The sequence below is a fragment of the Haloplanus litoreus genome (assembly GCF_045690335.1).
Classification (GTDB): domain Archaea; phylum Halobacteriota; class Halobacteria; order Halobacteriales; family Haloferacaceae; genus Haloplanus; species Haloplanus litoreus.
This window is the reverse complement of record NZ_CP147874.1, coordinates 1,187,330-1,206,908: the sequence shown is the minus strand read 5'-3', so window position 1 is coordinate 1,206,908 and position 19,579 is coordinate 1,187,330. Positions and strand designations below refer to the sequence as shown.

12 protein-coding genes are annotated in these 19,579 nt (G+C 69.1%); 8 read left to right on the top strand and 4 right to left on the bottom strand.

Annotated features, from left to right (window positions below; translation table 11 throughout):
- Positions 1–254: 254 nt before the first annotated feature.
- On the top strand, positions 255–1,964 hold the full coding sequence (locus V8686_RS06455; protein ID WP_379706491.1) for an L-lactate permease: 1,710 nt from the start codon (positions 255–257) through the stop codon (positions 1,962–1,964).
- 132 nt (positions 1,965–2,096) lie between these two features.
- Positions 2,097–5,111: an FAD-binding and (Fe-S)-binding domain-containing protein gene (locus V8686_RS06450; RefSeq protein ID WP_379703137.1), complete on the top strand. Its 3,015-nt coding sequence runs from the start codon at positions 2,097–2,099 to the stop codon at positions 5,109–5,111.
- Here the strand turns inward: V8686_RS06450 and V8686_RS06445 are convergent.
- The gene (locus V8686_RS06445) at positions 5,104–5,874 is read right to left on the bottom strand and encodes a helix-turn-helix transcriptional regulator (protein WP_379703136.1); all 771 of its coding nucleotides are present in this window, start codon (positions 5,872–5,874) and stop codon (positions 5,104–5,106) included. The genes V8686_RS06450 and V8686_RS06445 overlap by 8 nt on opposite strands.
- Positions 5,875–6,143: 269 nt before the next feature.
- On the bottom strand, positions 6,144–6,563 hold the full coding sequence (locus V8686_RS06440; protein WP_379703135.1) for a GIY-YIG nuclease family protein: 420 nt from the start codon (positions 6,561–6,563) through the stop codon (positions 6,144–6,146).
- Positions 6,564–6,633: 70 nt separating this feature from the next.
- Between V8686_RS06440 and V8686_RS06435 the strand changes: the two genes are divergently transcribed.
- Complete coding sequence (locus V8686_RS06435) at positions 6,634–8,940, top strand: DEAD/DEAH box helicase (RefSeq protein WP_379703133.1); 2,307 nt, start codon at positions 6,634–6,636, stop codon at positions 8,938–8,940.
- Here V8686_RS06435 and ppk1 read toward each other — a convergent pair.
- Positions 8,937–11,183 carry a polyphosphate kinase 1 gene (gene ppk1, locus V8686_RS06430; protein ID WP_379703132.1) on the bottom strand — a complete coding sequence of 749 codons (2,247 nt, stop codon included), beginning with the start codon at positions 11,181–11,183 and terminating at the stop codon, positions 8,937–8,939. The two genes, V8686_RS06435 and ppk1, sit on opposite strands and share 4 nt — an antisense overlap.
- A 164-nt stretch (positions 11,184–11,347) precedes the next feature.
- Here ppk1 and V8686_RS06425 point away from each other — a divergent pair, with 164 nt between their 5' ends.
- From V8686_RS06425 to V8686_RS06405, 5 genes are all read left to right on the top strand, one after another.
- Positions 11,348–12,502 (top strand): alpha-1 4-glucan-protein synthase, encoded by a 1,155-nt coding sequence (locus tag V8686_RS06425; protein WP_379703131.1) that lies wholly within the window; start codon positions 11,348–11,350, stop codon positions 12,500–12,502.
- A 138-nt stretch (positions 12,503–12,640) separates the two neighbouring features.
- Complete coding sequence (locus V8686_RS06420; RefSeq protein WP_379703129.1) at positions 12,641–13,816, top strand: extracellular solute-binding protein; 1,176 nt, start codon at positions 12,641–12,643, stop codon at positions 13,814–13,816.
- A gap of 8 nt (positions 13,817–13,824) precedes the next feature.
- Positions 13,825–15,426: an ABC transporter permease gene (locus V8686_RS06415; protein ID WP_379703128.1), complete on the top strand. Its 1,602-nt coding sequence runs from the start codon at positions 13,825–13,827 to the stop codon at positions 15,424–15,426.
- On the top strand, positions 15,416–16,567 hold the full coding sequence (locus tag V8686_RS06410; protein ID WP_379703127.1) for an ABC transporter ATP-binding protein: 1,152 nt from the start codon (positions 15,416–15,418) through the stop codon (positions 16,565–16,567). The genes V8686_RS06415 and V8686_RS06410 overlap by 11 nt, the downstream gene beginning before the upstream one ends.
- Positions 16,567–18,648, top strand: a complete 2,082-nt coding sequence (locus tag V8686_RS06405) for an ArnT family glycosyltransferase (protein ID WP_379703126.1) — start codon at positions 16,567–16,569, stop codon at positions 18,646–18,648. Before V8686_RS06410 ends, V8686_RS06405 begins: the two co-directional genes overlap by 1 nt.
- Here the strand turns inward: V8686_RS06405 and V8686_RS06400 are convergent.
- Positions 18,623–19,576, bottom strand: a complete 954-nt coding sequence (locus tag V8686_RS06400) for a Vms1/Ankzf1 family peptidyl-tRNA hydrolase (protein ID WP_379703125.1) — start codon at positions 19,574–19,576, stop codon at positions 18,623–18,625. The genes V8686_RS06405 and V8686_RS06400 overlap by 26 nt on opposite strands.
- Between the last annotated feature and the right edge of the window lie 3 nt (positions 19,577–19,579).

Sequence of the window (19,579 nt, the reverse complement as noted above, 5' to 3'; positions counted from 1 at the left end):
CTGCACACGTGTGTTTACGCTCCGGGACAACGGAGTGAAAACCCATCGAGAACCCACAGATCGACCGTATTCACGGGTTACCCGAACGTATTCGTCGTGTGGGTTACTCCCGAGTCACGCCGTGTCCATCACGAAAAGCGAGGAACGATGGATATATATCGGGGCAAACGGTGCCACGGAACGATGCCAGATCGATCAGCGAACGACTGTGGGACGAACCGAACGGCGGTCGACACCGCCAGCGAGGTGGCGTGATGGCGGCCATCGACATCGCCATCGCGGTGTTGCCGCTGGCGGCCATCGCGTACCTGATGGTCGGGCGGTTCTGGCCCGCGACGCGAGCGATGCCCGTCGCGTGGGTCGTCGCCATCGGCGCCGGCTACTTCGGGTGGAACATGTCGCCGACCTGGATCGGCGCCGCCACCATCAACGGCTTCATCACCGCCGCGAGCATCCTGTGGATCGTCTTCGGAGCGATTCTCCTGCTCTACACGCTCAAACAGACCGGTGCATTCGACGCCATCAACCAGGGCTTCGCCTCGATCAGCGACGACCGCCGCGTACAGGTCGTCCTGCTGGTCTTCCTGATGGGGTCGTTCATCGAAGGGGCGGCCGGCTTCGGGACGCCCGCGGCCATCGTCGGTCCCCTCCTCGTCGGCCTCGGTTTCCCGCCGCTCGCGGCCGTCGTGGTCGCGCTCACCGGCAACCTGATGGCCATCACCTTCGGCGCCGTCGGGACGCCGCTCATCATCGGGATGATCGACATCTTCGCCGACGTGGAGGTCATCTCCTCGACCGTCACCGCCCAGGGTCTGACCGTCGAGACGTGGGTGGCAGACATCGCCGTGTGGGCCGCCTCCTTCCACGTCGTCGTCGGCGCTGCGCTGCCCTTTATCGGCGTGGCGATGATGACCCGATTTTTCGGAGAGGAGCGCTCGATCAAGCCCGCACTCGACGTGTTGCCGCTCACGCTGTTCGCGTGGGCGTCCTTCGCCGTGCCCTACTGGGCGACGGCGTACTTCCTCGGGCCGGAGTTCCCCGGGCTGATCGGCGCGATGGCCGGCCTGTTCGTCACGGTCGGCGCGCTCAAGGCCGGCCTCTTCCATCCGGACGAGGAGTGGGACTTCGCCGAGCAGTCCGCGTGGCCGGACCACTGGATCGGCGATATCCAGCCCGGTGAGTCCTCCAACCGCGACGCGAACGTCGCCGCCGACGGCGGCGTGGTACAGACGATGCCCCTCTGGAAGGCGTGGACGCCGTACGCCCTCGTCGCGGCACTGCTGGTCGTCACCCGCGTCGTCGACCCGGTGACGTCGTTCCTGCAGTCGAACCTCGTTCTGCAGTGGGGATCGATCCTCGGCACGTCGCTGTCGGGGTCGCTCGCGGTGCTTTACCTCCCCGGCGCGGTGTTCGTCGCGGTCCACCTGCTCACCATCCCGATCCACGGAATGTCGACCCGAGAGATCACCGACGCCTGGAGTGAGACTATCGAGAAAGTCACCCCCGCCGTCATCGCGCTGCTGTTCGCGGTGGCGACGGTGCAGATCATGCTCCAGTCCGGGACCGCCACCGGCACCGACGGGATGTTGATCGTCCTCTCGGACGCGATGGCCGGCGTCGCCGGCGGCGTCTATCCCTTCTTCGCGTCGCTCGTCGGGGCCCTCGGGGCCTTCCTCGCGGGGTCGAACACCGTCTCGGACATCCTCTTCGGCACCTTCCAGTACGGCGTGGCCGATCAGATCGGCTTCCCGCGCACGATCATTCTCGGCGCACAGGCCGTGGGCGGGGCCATCGGTAACCTCATCGCCGTCCACAACGTCGTGGCGGCGCTGGCCGTCGTCGGCCTCGTCGGCGAGGAGGGTCGAGTCATTCGCTACGAACTCATCCCGCTCGCGTACTACGCGACGGCGACCGGACTCCTGACACTCCTGTTCGGCTACGTGCTGTTCCCCGGCGTGTTCTGATACTGTCGGGGTGGCTGTTCCGAGGTAGTCGCCACCCCACGGTGGCGAACCCCCCATCGACTGACAGCCGCCAGTGTTCGTCGGCGGGCGACGACCCGCCATTTTATGCGGCCATACACCAAGAGGCCGCCAATGGCAACGACAGGTGGTTCCGCCGACGATCCCGCGTCGGCGGGCGATTACGACTATCGAAGCGACGACGTCGACCGGCCGGCGATGGTCGCGGATCTGGACGGGCTGATCGCGGGCGACGTACGGTTCGACGACTACTCCCGACAGCTCTACGCCACCGACGCGAGCGCCTACGAGATGACGCCCGTCGGCGTCGTCTTTCCCACCTCGACCGACGACGTGGCCGCCGTAGTCGAGTACTGTGCCGACCGGGAGGTGCCGGTCCTCCCTCGCGGTGGCGGCACCAGCCTCGCCGGCCAGACGGTCAACGAGGCCGTCGTCCTCGACTTCTCTCGACACATGACCGACGTGATCGAGATGGTTCCCGAAAAGCGGCGCGCCCGCGCTCAGCCCGGTGTCAAACTCGGCGACTTCAACGCCGAACTCGAACCGCACGGCCTGAAGTTCGCGCCCGACCCCGCGTGGGGCGACAAGAGCGTCCTCGGCGGCGCCATCGGCAACAACTCCACCGGCTCACACTCCCTGAAGTACGGCAAGACCGACGCCTACGTCGAGGAAGTCGAGGCGGTCCTCGCCGACGGCACCGTCACCACGTTCGGCGAAGTCGACCTCGACGACCTGCGGGCCGAGGCCGACCCGGACGGATCGATCCGGGAGCGGATCTACGCCGAAGTCGCGCGCATCGTCGACGAGGAGGCCGACGAGGTCCGCGAGAAGTACCCGGACCTGAAACGCAACGTCTCGGGGTACAACCTCGACCAACTGATCGACGAGGCCGCGGCGGGATCGGTCAACCTCGCGCGCCTCCTCGCCGGGAGCGAGGGAACGCTCGCGATCATCACCGAGGCGACCGTCACGCTGGAACCCGTCCCCGAGACGAAGGCCATCGGTCTGCTGACCTACGACGACCTGATCGACGCGATGGAGGACGTGGCGCCAATCCTCGAGCACGACCCCGCCGCGGTCGAAGTCCTCGACGACGTGTTGCTCGACCTGGCGCGCGAGACGGCCGAGTTCGCGGACGTGGTCGGCACCCTCCCCGAGGGAACCGACTCCGTGTTGCTCGTGGAGTTCTACGCCGAGAGCGACGAGGAAGGGCGGGAGAAGGTCGCGGACCTGATCGCCGACCGGGTCCCGGACGGGACGCCCGCCGCGGACCCGAGCGAGGGGGCGGCCACCCTGACCGACGCGCCGCGACGCGCCCGGGACGCGTTGGAGGCCCACGACGCCGAGACGCGGACGAAGTTCTGGAAGATGCGCAAGTCCGGCCTGCCGATTTTGCTCGGCCGCACCAGCGACGCCAAACACATCGCGTTCATCGAGGATACGGCCATCCCCGCGGAGAACCTCCCCGACTACGTCGCGGACTTCCAGGCGATGCTCGACGACCACGACACGTTCGCGAGTTACTACGCCCACGCCGGCCCGGGCGTCCTCCACATCCGACCGCTGGTCAACACGAAGACGGTCGAGGGCATCGCCCAGATGGAGTCCATCGCCGACGCCGCGACCGACCTCGTCGTGAAGTACAACGGCTCCGTCTCGGGCGAACACGGCGACGGCCGCGCCCGAACCCAGTGGAACCGGAAGCTGTACGGCGACCGCCTCTGGGAGACGTTCCGCGACCTGAAGTCCGCGTACGACCCCGACTGGCTCCTGAACCCGGGAACCGTCTGTGGCGACGTGGATATGACCGAGAACCTCCGGTTCGGCCCCGACTACGAGTTCGACGCCGGCTTCTCGCCCGCCCTCGACTGGGACAACGAGAACGGGATGCAGGGTATGGTCGAACTCTGCCACGGCTGTGGCGGCTGTCGCGGCCCACAGGAGACGACCGGCGGCGTGATGTGTCCGACCTACCGCGCCAGTCAGGAGGAGATCACCGCAACCCGCGGGCGGGCGAACCTGCTCCGGCAAGCGATGAGCGGCGACCTGGACGGCGACGCCACCGACGTGGAGTTCATGCACGAGGTGCTCGACCTCTGTATCGGCTGTAAGGGCTGTTCGAAGGACTGTCCGAGCGAAGTCGACCTGGCGAAGTTGAAGGCGGAGGTGACCCACGAACACCACCAGCAACACGGGGCCAGCCTGCGCGACAAACTGTTCGCGAACGTCGACGCGATGAACGAACTCGGGTCGACACTGGCACCGCTCTCGAACTGGGCGGCGAAGATTCCGGGTGCCCGCACGCTGATGGAGAAGACACTCGGCATCGCGAAAGAGCGCTCCCTGCCCACCTTCCACGCCGAGTCGCTCGTCGACTGGTTCGACGACCGGGGTGGCAGTCTGGTGTCGGAGGCGGAGGCCGACCGCCGCGTCCTGCTCTTTCCGGACGCCTACACGACGTACAACCACCCCGAATCGGGGAAAGCCGCGGTCCGGGTGCTGGAGGCGGCGAACGTCCACGTTCGGATCCCCCGCGACGTGACCGGCAGCGGTCGGCCCCCGTTCTCGAAGGGCTTCCTCGAGAAGGCACGCGAGCAGGCGGCGACGAACGTGGACGCCCTCGCGCCCCGCGTCCGCGACGGCTGGGACGTCGTCCTGGTCGAACCCTCCGACGCCGTGATGTTCCAGTCGGACTACCGCGACCTTCTCACCGGCACGGACGTCGACGCCGTGGCCGACGGTAGCTACGGCGTCATGGAGTACCTCGATACGTTCCGCCTCGACGAGTCCCTCGACACCGGCGGGACCGACGGATCGCTGACCTACCACGGCCACTGTCACCAGAAGTCGACGAACAAGGACCACCACGCAGTCGGCGTGTTGCGCCGGGCGGGCTACGCGGTCGATCCGCTCGACTCCGGGTGCTGTGGCATGGCCGGATCGTTCGGCTACGAGGCCGAACACTTCTCGATGAGCAAGGCCATCGGCTCCATCCTCTTCGATCAGGTGGACGAGAGCCGGGGCGAGGAACTCGTCGCCCCCGGTGCCTCCTGCCGGACGCAACTCGGCGACCACTACGAGGCGGCCCCCCCCACGCCGGTGGAGAAACTCGACGCCGCGCTCAGGTAGGGTCGAACGGCGTCGCCGCCGTCCACAGCCGCTGATGGAACGAGCGCGCCCACCGGGTCGCCAGGGGGTCGTCGTTGCCGACGAAGCCACGGGGACCGTCGTCACGGTAGACGACCAGCCCCATCTCCGGCCCATCCGGCGTCTCCGCCAGGACGAGCGTCACGGGGTCGTCCCGATCGGTGCGGCGAATCGCGACGCGGCCGCTCTCGACGGCGTCACGCATGTCGCCGGGGTGGACCGACGCCTGTCGTTCGAGCACTCGCGGAGTCGTGACGAACGACGCGGTCATACCGGCCGACATGATCCGGTCGTGGTAGAGTCGGGCGTGCCGGGAGAGGAATCGACCGGCGTACACCGAGACGTGAGTGGCACGCCCGACGACGTCGGCGACGGCCGCCACGGGGCGGGCGGGGGCGTACGGCTCCGCCTCGATCAGCGTCGCCCCGTCGAAGACGGCCGGGTCGACGTCGAACCCAACCTCGACGTCGTCGAAGACGGGCGCCGCGTCGGCGAGTGCGTCCATCCGGCGGGCCTGCCGTCGGTGCGTCGAGAGCGCCAGTCGGCCGGGGAGCGTCAGGCGGTACCCGTCCGGCGTCGACGCCACGAACCCGACGGTCGCCAGTTCGCGGAGCGCCCGGTCGACCGTCGACCGCGAGACGCCGGCGCGGTCCACGATGGTCACCTTCGACGCCGCCCCCGCGTCGAGAGCGCGGAGCGTATCGAGACGCCGGGCGACCACCGTCGCAGCCGACTCGTCGGTCATCGCTTGCCCTCCGAGCGCGGGCCGATCCGGTCGATCATAAGACTTTCTACAAAACAATTATATATCACTGCTCAGTCGGTGACCGGTTCGGCGGACGACAACATGAAGTCGTCGATCCATGTAACGTAGGTCGCCGGGGTGCCTCTGACACACGGGGTCGTGGCGGGTTGCCCGGCCCGCTTCCCGATCCGGCACCCGACCGCCGGCGGATTCGCCCGGATCCGTCGACGGCCGGGTGCCCCCGGTCGCCCGACAGGCGGTCGTGGTGGTCACTTCTCTCCGGCGGTTCGATGTGCCGAGCGGACGCACTCGGTCAGGTCCTCGACCGACGACGCCGCGGCGAGGTGGGAGCGACAGTCGCAGTCCGAGGCGCCGAACCCGTCGACCGGCCCGGCCGGCAGGCGGTCGGCGACGGCACACTCGACGTCGACGCCGTCGGTAGTGACGACGGTCATCAGGTCGGTCGCCGCGTGCCCGGAGAGGTAGTCCACGTGCCAGTGGCGGGTGTCGTGCTCGCCGGCCACGACGCGGCGGTGGCGGTCCACCCGGGCGAACCCGCCGCTCCCGAGGGCGCTCCCGGTGTAGGCGTACGCGCCCGCGGGGAACCGGTGTCGACCGAGTGCGCCGACCTCGATGTCGACCGTCCGGGGGAGCGCGAGGATCAGCGTGTAGGTGCCGCCGTCGTCCATGGGCGGACACGGGTGTCGACCGTCAAAATTCGACCGGAACCGGTTTGGCCGGGCCGACCCGAGCGGGAACGTGGACGACGTCGTCGACCGACTCCGGGCGCGGGCCGCGGACGGACAGGTGGCGGAGTACCGCGTCCGTCCGGGGCGCGACCCCACGTACGCGGACTGTGACCTCGAGCCGCGACTGGCGAGTGCGCTCGAAGAGCGGGGGATCGACCGCCTCTATCGCCACCAGGTCGACGCCATCGAGGCCGTCCGCTCCGGGAGGGACGTGGTACTGGCGACACCGACGGCAAGCGGGAAGAGCCTCGCGTACACGGTGCCGGCGTTCGAACGGGCGATGGACCACGGCGGGCGTACGCTGTATCTCGGCCCACAGAACGCCCTGATCGCGGACCAGGCCGAGAGCCTCGGGGACCTCGCTCACGGACTGGGGTTCGGGAGTCGCGTGTCGGTCGACACCTACACCGGCCGGCTCTCGAAGGCCGAGAAACGGGACGTTCGGGACCGGCGACCGACGGTCCTGCTCTCGAATCCGGACATGCTTCACTACGGCCTCCTCCCGCACGGCCACCGCCTGTGGGAGTGGCTGTTCTCGTCGCTCGACCTGGTCGTGATCGACGAGATTCACGGCTACCGCGGCGTGTTCGGCAGTCACGTCTCGCTCGTCCTCCGGCGGCTGGCGCGCCTCTGTGAACGGTTCGGGAGCGATCCGGAGTTCGTCTGCTGTTCGGCCACCATCGGCAACCCCGTCGAACACGCGGCGCGCCTGACCGGGCGACCCGAGTCGTCCTTCGCCCTCGTCGACGAGGACACGAGCGGCCGGGGGCCGCGTCACTGGCTCTTCTGGAACCCGCCCGAGTACGAGGGCGACCGGGGATCGGGCCGTCGCCGATCGAGCCACGTCGAGACGAAGCGTCTCTTCACTCGTCTCGTGGCTGACGGGCACCAGACCCTCGCCTTCACCCGGGCGCGTCAGACCGCCGAGCGCTACGCGACCGAGAGCGCCGACGCCCTCCGTGACCGTGGCGAACGCGGACTGGCGGGGCGGATCGAGGCGTACCAGGCCTCGCTCCGTGACGAACGCCGCCGCGAGGTCGAGGACGGCCTCCACAGCGGTCGCGTCCAGGGCGTCTGGAGCACCAGCGCCCTCGAACTCGGCGTCGACGTCGGCGGCTTGGACGCCGTCCTCCTCGACGGCTACCCCGGTACCCGGATGTCGGCGTTCCAGCGCGCGGGCCGGGCGGGGCGGGGCGCGGACCCCGCGCTCGTCGCCCTCGTCGCCGGCGAGGACCAACTCGACCAGTACCTGATGGCGAACCCCGAGGACCTCTTCGCCGACGATCCGGAGCGAGCGACCGTCGACCCCGAGAACGACCACCTGCTCCCCGACCACGTGGCCGCCGCCGCGGCCGAGAACTGGCTGTCCCGGGACGACGGGGACCGCTTCGGTGGCGACTTCCCCGACGTGGTGGCCGACCTCGAAGCCACCGGCCGACTGGAGCGCCGCGAGACGGCCGAGGGCGTCCGGTGGACCCACGCGGACGACCGAAGCCCCCAGCACGGGACGAACCTCCGGAGCGTCGACGACCGGGCGGTCGATCTGCTGGCGGACGGCGACGTGATCGCCACCCTCGGCTTCGGCGACGCCCTTCGGGACGCCCACCCGGGCGCCATCTACCACCACCAGGGCCAGTCCTACGAGGTGACGGACCTCGACCTGGACCGGGACGTGGCGACCCTCCAGTCCACGTGGGCGGACTACTACACCCGGGTGTTGACCGAGAAGTCGATCACGGTCGAGTGCGACCGGGAGTCGACGACGCTCGCGGCCCGGCCCGACACCGCGGTCCACCTCGCGGACGTGACCGTCACGGAGCGGGTGACCGGCTACGAGCGTCGGGACGCGAGTCGGGGGAAGACGCTCGGCCGCGAGACGCTCACCCTCCCGGAGACGACGCTCTCGACGACGGCGCTCTATTTCACCGTCCCGGCGGACGTGGCGGCGGAGATGCGGGCCGTCGGCGACTTCGACGGCGGGATCCACGCGGCCGAACACGGCCTGATCTCGCTGTTTCCCCTCCACCTGCTCTGTGACCGCGCGGACGTTGGCGGCCTCTCGACGCCGTACCACGACCACACCGACGCGAGCACCGTCTTCGTTTACGACGGCTACCCCGGTGGCGTCGGCCTCGCCCGCGGCGGCTACGAGCGCTTCGAGTCGCTCGTCCCCCGGACCGCGCGGATGATCGACGGCTGCGGGTGTGCCGACGGCTGTCCGGCCTGCGTCCAGTCACCCCACTGCGGGAACGCGAACGAACCGCTGGCACCCGATCCCGCCGTCGTCCTGCTGGACGCGCTGGGCGGGACCGACTAGTCCCCGTCCTCGGCGGCGGGTGACGGCCGGTCCACGTCGTCCGGCGTCGACGCGGGCCTCACGAGCAGGTCACCGGGACTGGCCGGGTGGTCGGTGTCGAGACCCCGGTCGTCGTCGCGGCCGTGGGCCCGGCGGGCGGCGTCCATCAAGATGGACTGTGTCGCCCACTCGGGGTCGTCGCCCGGCGTCCGCTGGTCGTAGCTCCCGTCGGCGTTCATCGTCCAGCAGGTGCGGTTGTCGTTGCGCATCACTTCGAGGACGAACCGGAGTTGCTCGCGGACGTCGGGGTCGGTGACGGGCGCGACGGCCTCGACCCGGTGGTCGAGGTTGCGGGTCATCCAGTCGGCCGAGCCGAGATAGTACTCGGGAGCGCCGTCCGCCTCCGGGTCCGACGGCTCCGCGCCGTTTTCGAAGTAGTAGATCCGGGAGTGTTCGAGGAACCGGCCGACGACCGAGTAGACGTCGATCGTGTCGCTGAGACCCTCGATTCCCGGTCGGAGACGACAGATGTCACGGACGATCAGGTCGATGTCGACGCCGGCCATCGACGCGCGGTACAGTTCCGCGACGATGGCCGGATCCTCGAGTGCGTTCATCTTCGCGACGATGCGAGCGGGACGACCGGCGCGGGCGTGGTCGGCCTCCCGGCGGATCAACCCGGTGAAGCGCTCGCGCATGGTTACCGGTGCGACGAGCAGTTTGCGGAACTCCTCGTCGAGGGAGGGCCCGGTGAAGAAGTTGAACACCGTCACCAGATCCTGTCCGATGTCGCGGTCGGCGGTCAACAGGCCGAGGTCGACGTAGCCCTTGGCCGTCTCCGAGTGGTAGTTGCCGGTGGCGACGTGGGAGTAGAGCGAGACGCCGTCCGCTTCCTCGCGGACGACCAGTGCGGTCTTGGTGTGAGTCTTCAGGCCGACGGTGCCGTAGGCGACGTGGATGCCGTTCTCCTCGAGTTTGCGCACCCACTGGAGGTTGTTCTGCTCGTCGAAGCGTGCCTTGAGTTCCACCATCACCGCGACCTGCTTGCCGTTGTCGGCGGCGTCGATCAGCCGCTGGATCACCTGCGAGTCGCTCGCGGTGCGGTAGATGGCGGCCTTGATCGCCAGGACGTCCGGGTCGTTGGCGGCGGCGTCGAGGAACCGCTGGACCGTCCCCTCGAAGGAGTGATAGGGGTGGTGCAGGAGGACGTCGTCGCGCGCGATCTCGTCGAAGACGTCGCTCCCCGTGGCGGTCACGTCGCTGGTCGGTCCCTCGGCGAACCGTGGGTGCGGGAGCGGCGACCACGACTCCCGTTTCAGGTCGGGACGGTCGAGGTCGGTGAGCGTCATGAAGTCGCGGTAGTCGAGGGGACCGGCCCGGTGGAACACCTCCTCCGGGGAGAGGTCGTGTTGCTCGCGCAGGAGGTCGACCATCGCCGGCGGCGCGTCCGCACTGATCTCCAGACGCACCGCGGTGGCGAACCGCCGCTGTTCGATCACCTCCTCGATGGCCTCGATCAGGTCCTCGGCGACCTCCTGGTTGTTCCTGACCTCGGCGTTGCGCGTGATCCGGAACAGGGCGGTGTCGACGACGTCGACGTTCGGCATCAGGATGTCGAGATGTGCCCGAAGGAGGTCCTCCAACAGCACGTACCGCGACCCCTCCGCGACGGGGACGAGTCGCGGCCGGTTCTGCGGAACCTTCACGCGGGTGAAGATGGGGTCTTCCGACGATTCGTGGCGGACGTAGGCGCCGATGGAGAGGCTCAGGTTGGAGATGAAGGGGAAAGGGTGAGCGGGGTCGAACGCCAGCGGGGTCAGCGTCGGCAGTACGGACTCCTCGAAGTACGCCCGCATCCGGTCGCGTTCGGCCGCGGTGAGGTCGTCGTGATCGACGATTTCGATGCCGGCCTCGGCGAGAGCCGGGCGAACCACCTCGCGGTAGCAGTCGGTCTGTCGGTCGAACATGGGCCGAACCGTCCGGAGGATCTCGGCCCACTGCTCTCGCGGGGTCCGTCCGTCGACCGTCGGCTCGGTCACCCCGGCGTCGATCTGCTGTTTCAGCCCCCCCACGCGCTTCATGAAGAACTCGTCGAGGTTCTTGGTGAAGAGGCCGAGAAAGCGCGCCCGCTCCAGGAGCGGCGTCCGGTCGTCGAGGGCCTCGTGAAGGACACGCGTCTGGAATTCGAGGTGGCTCAACTCCCGATTCAGGTAACACTCGGCGTCGTCGAGGTCGGGGGCGTCGGTGTCGTCAGTTCCGGACATGGCTGGAGTCGGCGACGTCGCCGCCGTCGGCGAACGAGTCGACAGGACGGAGACGACTGCCACACAAAGCGGTTGGTATGTTCCCTACGTCGGACTACCGAGAAATATATATCGTCGGTTCGGAGCGACAGGTATTTTAGGTGAGCCTAAAGAAAGAGTGAGCAATGAACGAGGACATCTGCGTCGTCGTGCCGACGATCAGGGAGTACGAGTGTGTGCGGTCCTACGTCACGAACGCGGATCGACACGGGTTCGACACGGACAGACTGGAGTTCGTGCTGGTGACGGAGGACCACTGCCCGACCGAGGAGATGGACGCGATGCTCGACGACCTGGGCGTCGCGGGCGAGGTGTTCGACGGGAGTCGACGCGAGGCGTGGCTGGCCGACCGGGGCGTCGGCGACTACGCACACCTGATCCCGGCCCGGAGCCACGCCCAGACGAGTTTCGGCCTGCTGTACCTCTGGGCGCACGACCATCCCTACGGCGTCTTCATCGACGACGACACCCGACCGCACGACGACGTCGACTTCTTCGGGACGCACCTCCGGAACCTGCACGCCGACCGGACGGTCGAGTCGGTGCGCTCGGACGAGAACTGGGTCAACGTCCTGTATCACGCGGCCGACGACCACGGCCTCTACCCCCGGGGCTACCCCTACGCCGCGATGGACGAGACGGTGGAGACGGGGACGGCCCACGTCGACGACGTAATCGCCTCGCAGGGTCTGTGGACGAACGTGCCCGACCTGGACGCGGTGCGCATCCTGATGGACGGCGACCTGCAGGGACAGGCCGAGACGCGCCTGACCGCCGACGACTTCGGCCCCGACTTCGTCGTCGAACCCGGCCAGTACCTCACCGTCTGTTCGATGAACCTCGCGTTCCGTCGCGAGGTGATTCCGGCGTTCTATCAGTTGCCGATGGACGACAACGAGTGGGCCGTCGGCCGGTTCGACGACATCTGGAGCGGCGTGTTCCTCAAGCGCGCGGCGGACTTACTGGGGAAGGAGCTACTGACGGGCGACCCGCTCTGCCGGCACGACAAGGCGCCGCGCTCCACGTTCGACGACCTGCACAACGAGGTGGCGGGACTGGAACTCAACGAGCACCTGTGGGAACTGGTCGACGACGCCGAACCGGACGGCGAAGTCACCTACGCCAGCGCCTTCGCCGCGATGGCCGACGCGCTGATCGACGCGGAGGCCGACTACCGCAACGGCGAGTTCCTCGCGCACGTCGGGGAACATATGCACGACTGGCTCGACTGTCTCGACGAACTCCGACCGGTCGAACGCGCAGTACCGGCCGACGACTGACGGGCTGTGAACCGAGAAATCGCCGGAACCTCACGGCGAACTACCGGGACCGACAGCGGTCAGTTTGGCCGGGCCGAGAGCGTCCCCGACTTCGTGAACCGGCAAGTATAAGTGTTTTAGGGCGGCCTAAATCAACGTATGCAGGACAGTCGCAGCTCCCGCCGTCGGCTCTTGCGGATCGGAGGCGCCGCGGGCCTGGCATCGATTGCAGGATGCAGCGGGATTCTCGGCGGATCGTCCGGCGGATCGTCAGACGGCTCCGACGGAAGTGGAGGCGGAGGCGGAACGGACGTCGTCGGACAGATCGGCTCCGGTCGTTCGCCGTTCGGCGAGCGCGACATCTCCGGCGGCGTCTCGATGGCGGAGATGCCCTCCATGAGCGGCGAGTTGACCCTCTACTCCGGGCGGGGTGAACCCCTCGTCGGTCGTCTCGTCTCCTTCATCGAGGATCTCTACCCCGATCTGACGGTCCGGCCGCGGTACAACTCCGCGTCGGAACTGGTCAACCAGATCGAGACGGAAGGTGACGGCAGCCCCGCTGACGTGTTCTTCTCGGTCAACGCCGGGTCACTCGGCGCGCTCAAGGACCGGAATCGCACGGTCGAACTCCCGACCGACGTGCTCGATATGGTGCCCGATCAGTTCCACGACCCCGACGGGACGTGGATCGGCACCTCCGGACGCGCGCGAACGATCCCCTTCAACACGAACGCACTCTCCGACTCCGAGATCCCAGACGACATCTTCGCGTTCCCCGAGACGGAGGCGTTCCGCGACGACATCGGATGTGCCCCGAGTTACAGTTCGTTCCAGGCGTTCGTCACGGCGATGCGCGCCCTCAACGGCGAGGAGCGCACCCGGCAGTGGCTCAACGGAATGCTCGACCTCGGCCTCCAACACTCCTACGCCGACGAGTTCCTCGTCAGTCAGGCCGTCGCGGACGGCGAGATCAGCGCCGGCTTCGCGAACCACTACTACATCCAGCGGGTGCTCGCCGGCCGACCCGACGCACCCATCGCCACGGCCTTCACCGAGGGCGACGCCGGCGCCATCTTCAACGTCGCCGGCGCCGCCGTCCTCGACACGGCCGAGAACCCCGATCTGGCGTCGACGTTCGTCAGCCACCTGCTGTCGGCGGAGGCCCAGGACTACTTCGCGCGGGAGACCTTCGAGTATCCGCTGGTGCCCGGCGTCGATCCCATCGGGCGCCTGCCCAGTATCGACGAATTGAACCCCCCTGAGGGATTAGACCTCACCCAACTGTCCGACTTGGAGGGGACGGTCGGTCTCCTCCGCGACGTCGGCATGCTCTGACACCACCCATGGCCACCGACCAGCACACCGTCGACGACGGAAGCGAGGACCTGCCGCTACCGACGACGATAGCGAGCGGCGCCGTCGCCGCGGCGGTCCTCCTCCCGCTGGTGTGGCTGGTCAAAACCGCCCTCGAAGTCGGCCTCGCGGAAGCCATCGCCATCTCCACCAGTCCCTCGACAGTGCAGGTGTTTCTCAACAGCGCCGCCCTCGTCGTCACCGTCACGGTCGCGTCCGTCCTCATCGGGGTGCCCCTCGCGTACCTGACGGTGCGGACCGACCTGCCCTTCCGCCGAGGGTTCACCGTCGCCGTCTCCCTGCCACTCGTCATTCCGAGCTACGTCGGCGCCTTCGCCTTCGTCTCGGCGTTCGGCCCGCAAGGGGCCTTCCAGCGGCTCCTCGCCCCCCTCGGCGTCGAGCGCCTCCCCGAAATCTACGGCTTCCCCGGCGCCGCCCTCGTCGTCACCCTCTACACCTACCCCTACGTGTTCATCACGACCCGTGCGGCGCTGAAGTCGCTGGACACGACGCTGATCGACGCGGCGCGGACGCTCGAACACTCGCGGTGGGAGGCCTTCCGCCGGGTGACGCTCCCGCAGATCCAACCGGCCGTCGCTGCGGGCGCGCTCCTGGTGGCCCTTTACACCCTTTCGGACTTCGGGACGCCGGCGATCATGCAGTTCGACGCCTTCACGCGCGTCATCTTCGTCGAGTTCACGAGTTTCGGCCGCGACGTCGCCTCGCTGCTCTCCCTGCAACTCGTCGCGGTGACGCTGCTGATCCTCGGCCTGGAGTCGCACGTCCGCGGCAACGAACCACTGTACGCCGGGCGGCAGGGTGGCCGAACCAGCGGGACCGTTCCCCTGGGGCGCTGGAAGTACGTCGCCGCCGCGGGCTGTGTCGCCATCGCCGGCCTCGCCCTGTTCGTGCCGGTCGGTATCCTCCTGACCTGGCTCGCCCAGGGTGGCGCCGACGTGGGGAACGCACTCGCCTTCCGGGCCGAGTACGCCATCAACTCTATCGGCGTCTCGGCGGGAGCGGCGCTCGTCGCCACCCTCGCGGGACTCCCCGTCGCCTACCTCGCGGCGGGATATCGCTCCCGGCTGTCGGAGGCATTCGAGCGGGCGACCTACGTCGGCTACGCCGTCCCCGGCGTGGTCCTCGGCCTCGCGCTCGTCTACCTCGGAACGTCCTACGCGCGACCCCTCTACCAGACCATCTATCTGCTGGTGGCGGCCTACGTCATCCGCTTCCTGCCCCAGGCCGTTGGCTCGATGCGGGCCTCCTTCCTCCGGGTGAACCCGGCGCTCCCCGAGGCGGCACGGACGCTCGGCCGCTCCTCGTTCGGCGCCTTCCGCGCGGTGACGCTCCCGCTCATCGCCCCCGGCCTGTTCGGGGGCGCTGCGCTGGTCTTTCTCACCACCATGAAGGAACTCCCGGCGACGCTCCTGCTCCGGCCGTCGGGCTTCAAGACGCTCGTCACCCACATCTGGACGGCGACCGAGGCTGGGTACTACGGCCACGCGGCGGTGCCCGCGCTCATTCTGCTCGTCGTCTCCGGACTCTCGATGCTGGTGATACTCTCACAGGAGGGATACGATGTCAAATAGAACGATGCACGCGACTCACGAGGCAGCGACCGACCGGCCGACCACCGCGGGCGAGGACGCCCCCGTCCTCGAACTCGACGGGGTCGAGAAACACTTCGGCACCGAGAAGGTCATCGAGGGCCTCTCGCTGTCGGTCCACGAGGGAGAGATCCTCACGCTCCTCGGTCCCTCGGGGTGTGGCAAGACGACCACCCTGCGGCTCATCGCCGGCCTCGAACGACCGGACCGCGGCCGCGTCGCGCTCAACGACGCGACGGTGTCCGGGCCGGACGACTTCGTCGTCCCCGAGGACCGCGGCGTCGGCGTCGTGTTCCAGGAGTTCGCGCTCTTTCCCCACCTGACGGCCGCCGAGAACGTCGGCTTCGGCCTGGAAGACTGGGACGACGACGCCCGCGAGGCGCGGGTCGACGAACTCCTCGACCTCGTGGGACTCGAGGCGCAGGGTGACTCCTATCCGGACGAACTCTCCGGCGGCCAGCAACAGCGCGTGGCACTCGCCCGCTCGCTCGCGCCCGAACCCGCCGTCCTCCTCCTCGACGAACCGTTCTCGAACCTCGACGTCGACCTGCGTGTGCAGATGCGCGAGGAGGTCCGACGAATCCTCAAGGAGACGGGCGTGACCGCCATCTCCGTCACTCACGACCAGGAGGAGGCGATGTCCATCTCCGACCGCGTCGCCGTCATGAACGACGGCCGGATCGAGCAGGTCGGCGACCCCGAGCAGGTGTTCCAGCAGCCCGAATCCCGCTTCGTCGCCGGCTTCCTCGGCCACGCGAGCTTCCTCCCCGGCTACGTCCACGGGGACGAGGTGACGACCGGACTGGGCCCCGTCCCGCGCGGACAGATCAACGGCCTGGCCGGCACGTACGACCGGACGCGGGTCGACGTGCTCGTCCGTCCGGACGACATCCGGGCGGTCCCCGTCGACGGGGAGGCCGCCGACGGTCGGATCGTCGCGCGTCGCTACCTCGGTCCGACCATCCTCTACGAGGTCCGTCTGGACGACGATACGACCGTCCAGTGTATGCACAACCACGACGAGTCCATCCCGCTCGACAGCGGCGTCCGGATCGAACTCGACGCCGACCACGAACTCGCGTGGTTCCCGAGCGACCAGCGCCCCGACGACGCGGCCGAATAGTGTCCGTCTCGCGGTCCCGACGCGAACGACTCCTCGCCGCCGCCCTCGTCGCCCTCGCGGGTCTCGTCGTCTACTGGCTTGCGGTCGACCTCTTTCCGTACCACTCCGTCAACGACGACGAAGGCGTCTACCTCGCACAGGCGGCCATGTTGCTGGAGGGGAAGCTCTTCCTCCACCCGGGCGCGCTCGGTGAACTGGTACGCCCCTGGTTTTTCGTCGCCGACACCGCGGGCGGCGACCCCCGGTACTACTCGAAGTACTCGCCCGTCGCCGCGGGCGTCTTCGCCCTCGGGAAACTCCTCGGGGACGCGAACCTCGTGCTCGGCCTCGTCGCCGCCGGCAACGCCGCGCTGGTGTACGCGCTCACGACGGCGGCGTTCGACCGTCGGACGGGGGGGCTCTCGGTCGTCGCGCTCGTCGGGGCGCCCCTCTTTCTGTTCACCTCGGCCGTCTTCCTGCCCTACGCCCCGACGACGCTTCTGAACCTCGCCTTCGCCGTCGCCTACGTCCGAACGATGCGGCGGAATTCGCCGCGGTGGGGGCTGGTCGCCGGCGCCGCCACCGGCCTCGCCTTCTTCGCTCGCCCCTACACGGCCGTCTGCTTCGCGACGCCGTTTATCGCCCACGCGCTCGGGTCGCTGTGGTGGACGCGAGGGTCGGATCGGTTTCGGCCGACCGTCGTCCGCCTCCTCGCCGTCGCGGGTGTCGGGGCGGCGGGCGTCGGCCTCACCCTCGCGTACAACGCCGTCGTGACCGGCGACCCCCTCCTGTTCCCGTACAAGGCCTTCGGCCCGAACGATGGCCTGGGCTTCGGCCACCACGAACTGCTGGGGTACGACCGCACCTACACGCCGGTACTCGCCGCCGAGACGACCGTTCGCCTCCTCCGGACGCTGACGACGGAGTGGACCGTCGCCGGTCCCGCCGGCACCCTCCTCGCGTTGGTCGGCCTCGCGACCCTGCCGACCGACCGCGACGCCCTGACCGACCCCGCGCTGTCTGCGCCCGCGCTCCGCGCCCTCGTCTTCGGACTCGTCCCCGTCGTCGTCCTCGGCAACGCCTACTTCTGGGGGACGCTCAACGGGCTAGAGAACGGCCTGATCGGACTACTCGGTCCCTACTACCACTTCGACCTCCTCCTGCCACTCTCCGCGTTCGCGGCCGCGGGAACGCTCGCCCTCGGGCGGCGACTCCGGGATGCGACCCGCGGACTCGACGACCGACAGCGGCGGGTCGTCCTCGCGCTGGCGCTCCTCGTGGGCGGGAGCGTCGCCGGCGTCGCGGGAGCCGACGCGGTCGGGGAGCCGTACGGGGAGAACCGCCTTCGCACCGAGAATCTCGCCGCGACGTACGAGCCCGTCACCGAGCAGTCGCTGGATCACGCCGTCGTCTTCGTCCCCGATCCCTACGGCGACTGGCTCCACCACCCCTTCCAGTACCTGCGCAACGACCCCGGGTTCGACGGCGACGTGGTGTACGTCCTGAACGAGGGCGACGAGGAACGGTACCGGGCGCTGGACGCGACGGGCGACCGCCGCGCCTACCGCTTCACCTACCGGGGCGAGTGGGCCGGCGCGGAGCAGCCGGTGACGCCGACACTCACCCCGCTGTCGGTCGAACGCGGCGAGCGCGTGGCCGCGACGACGACCCTCGGCGTGCCGGCGCGGGCCACCCGGGCGCAGGCCAGCGTCGTCACGGAGGCCGAAACCGTCCGATACGATGTCGGCCGCGTCGACGGCCCGGTGACCGTGAACTGGACCGTCGGCGCCGACGGCGTGGCGGTGACGAACCACGACGACGGCGGGAGTGCGCGGCTGTCCGCGGGGGTCAGCGAGGTGACCCTGCTCGTCACGTTCGTCGACCCGCAGGGGACGACCGTCACCTACCGACAGACCGCGAGCGTCGAGCGGACCGGTGGGACCGTGCGGGTGATCTGGCCGCCCGAGACGCGCGTCTGTGCGCTCACGACCGACTGCGGGCGCGAGGGACTCTACGTCGGACCGGACGGCGACTACATCTCGGGTGTGAGCGTCGAGACGGCGGCGACCGGGACGGCTACAGAAGCGTCAGCCGTGTCGTGAAGAAGGCGTCGACGGCGTCTTCGAGCGCCGTCGCCGGGTCGCCGCTGGCGTCGACGGGCGCCGTAGCGACGGCGTCGCGGTCCAGGTCGTCGAGGACCGTCTCCTCCCCGAGGAGAACGAGACGGTCGGGGTCCCGGGCGTCAAGGACCGACCGGCAGTCGTCGAGGTGGGCGACGACCTGTTCGTCGCGGCGACGCTCGAACCGTGCCTGCGAGAAGCCACCCTTCGAGTGGCTCCCCTTGACGTCCGTCTCGACCGTCTCCACGTCGCCGAGGGTGCCGTTCGCGTAGCGTCCGACGGCGAACAGGTCCGAGCGCACCAGGGCGACGGTGAGGCCGTCCGAGGGGTGGAACCAGTCCGGGTCGAGGCGGAAGCCCTCGCCCCACTCGGTGAAGGGAGCGGGCGCGAGCGGTGGGTCGAGGGCGACGCTCACGAGGGAGGCGTCGTCGACGCAGACGAGCGCGGGTGCGGCGCGGTCGACGAGCGTCGCGCGGTCGCCGAGGCGGTCGGCGACGGCGTCGGGGACGCCGGGGGTCGACTCGGTCGTCGTGCCGTCGTCGAGGGGCTGGCGCCCGTCGCGGGCGGCCGCGGCCTCGCCCTCGTCCACCATCGCCGTCAGCGCCCCCTCGGGACCGGTCTCGAAACTGCGGAGTCGGGCGATCACCTCGTCGAGTCGGTCGCCACGGAGGTCCGCGGTGCCGCGCGGGGAGAGGGTGTCGTCGTCGACGTCGGCGTCGAGGCGACCCTCCAGGTCGGCCACCCGATCTTCGAGGCGATTGACTCGCTCTTCGGCCGCCTGTCGGGCGGTCACGGCGTCGGCGCGGCGGTCGCTCTCGGCGTCGAGTTGCCGTTCGAGATGCCGCTTTTCCTCTTCGAGTTCCTCGATGCGCGCCTTCAGTTCGGCCCGCCCGAGCAACGAGTCGAGCATGGA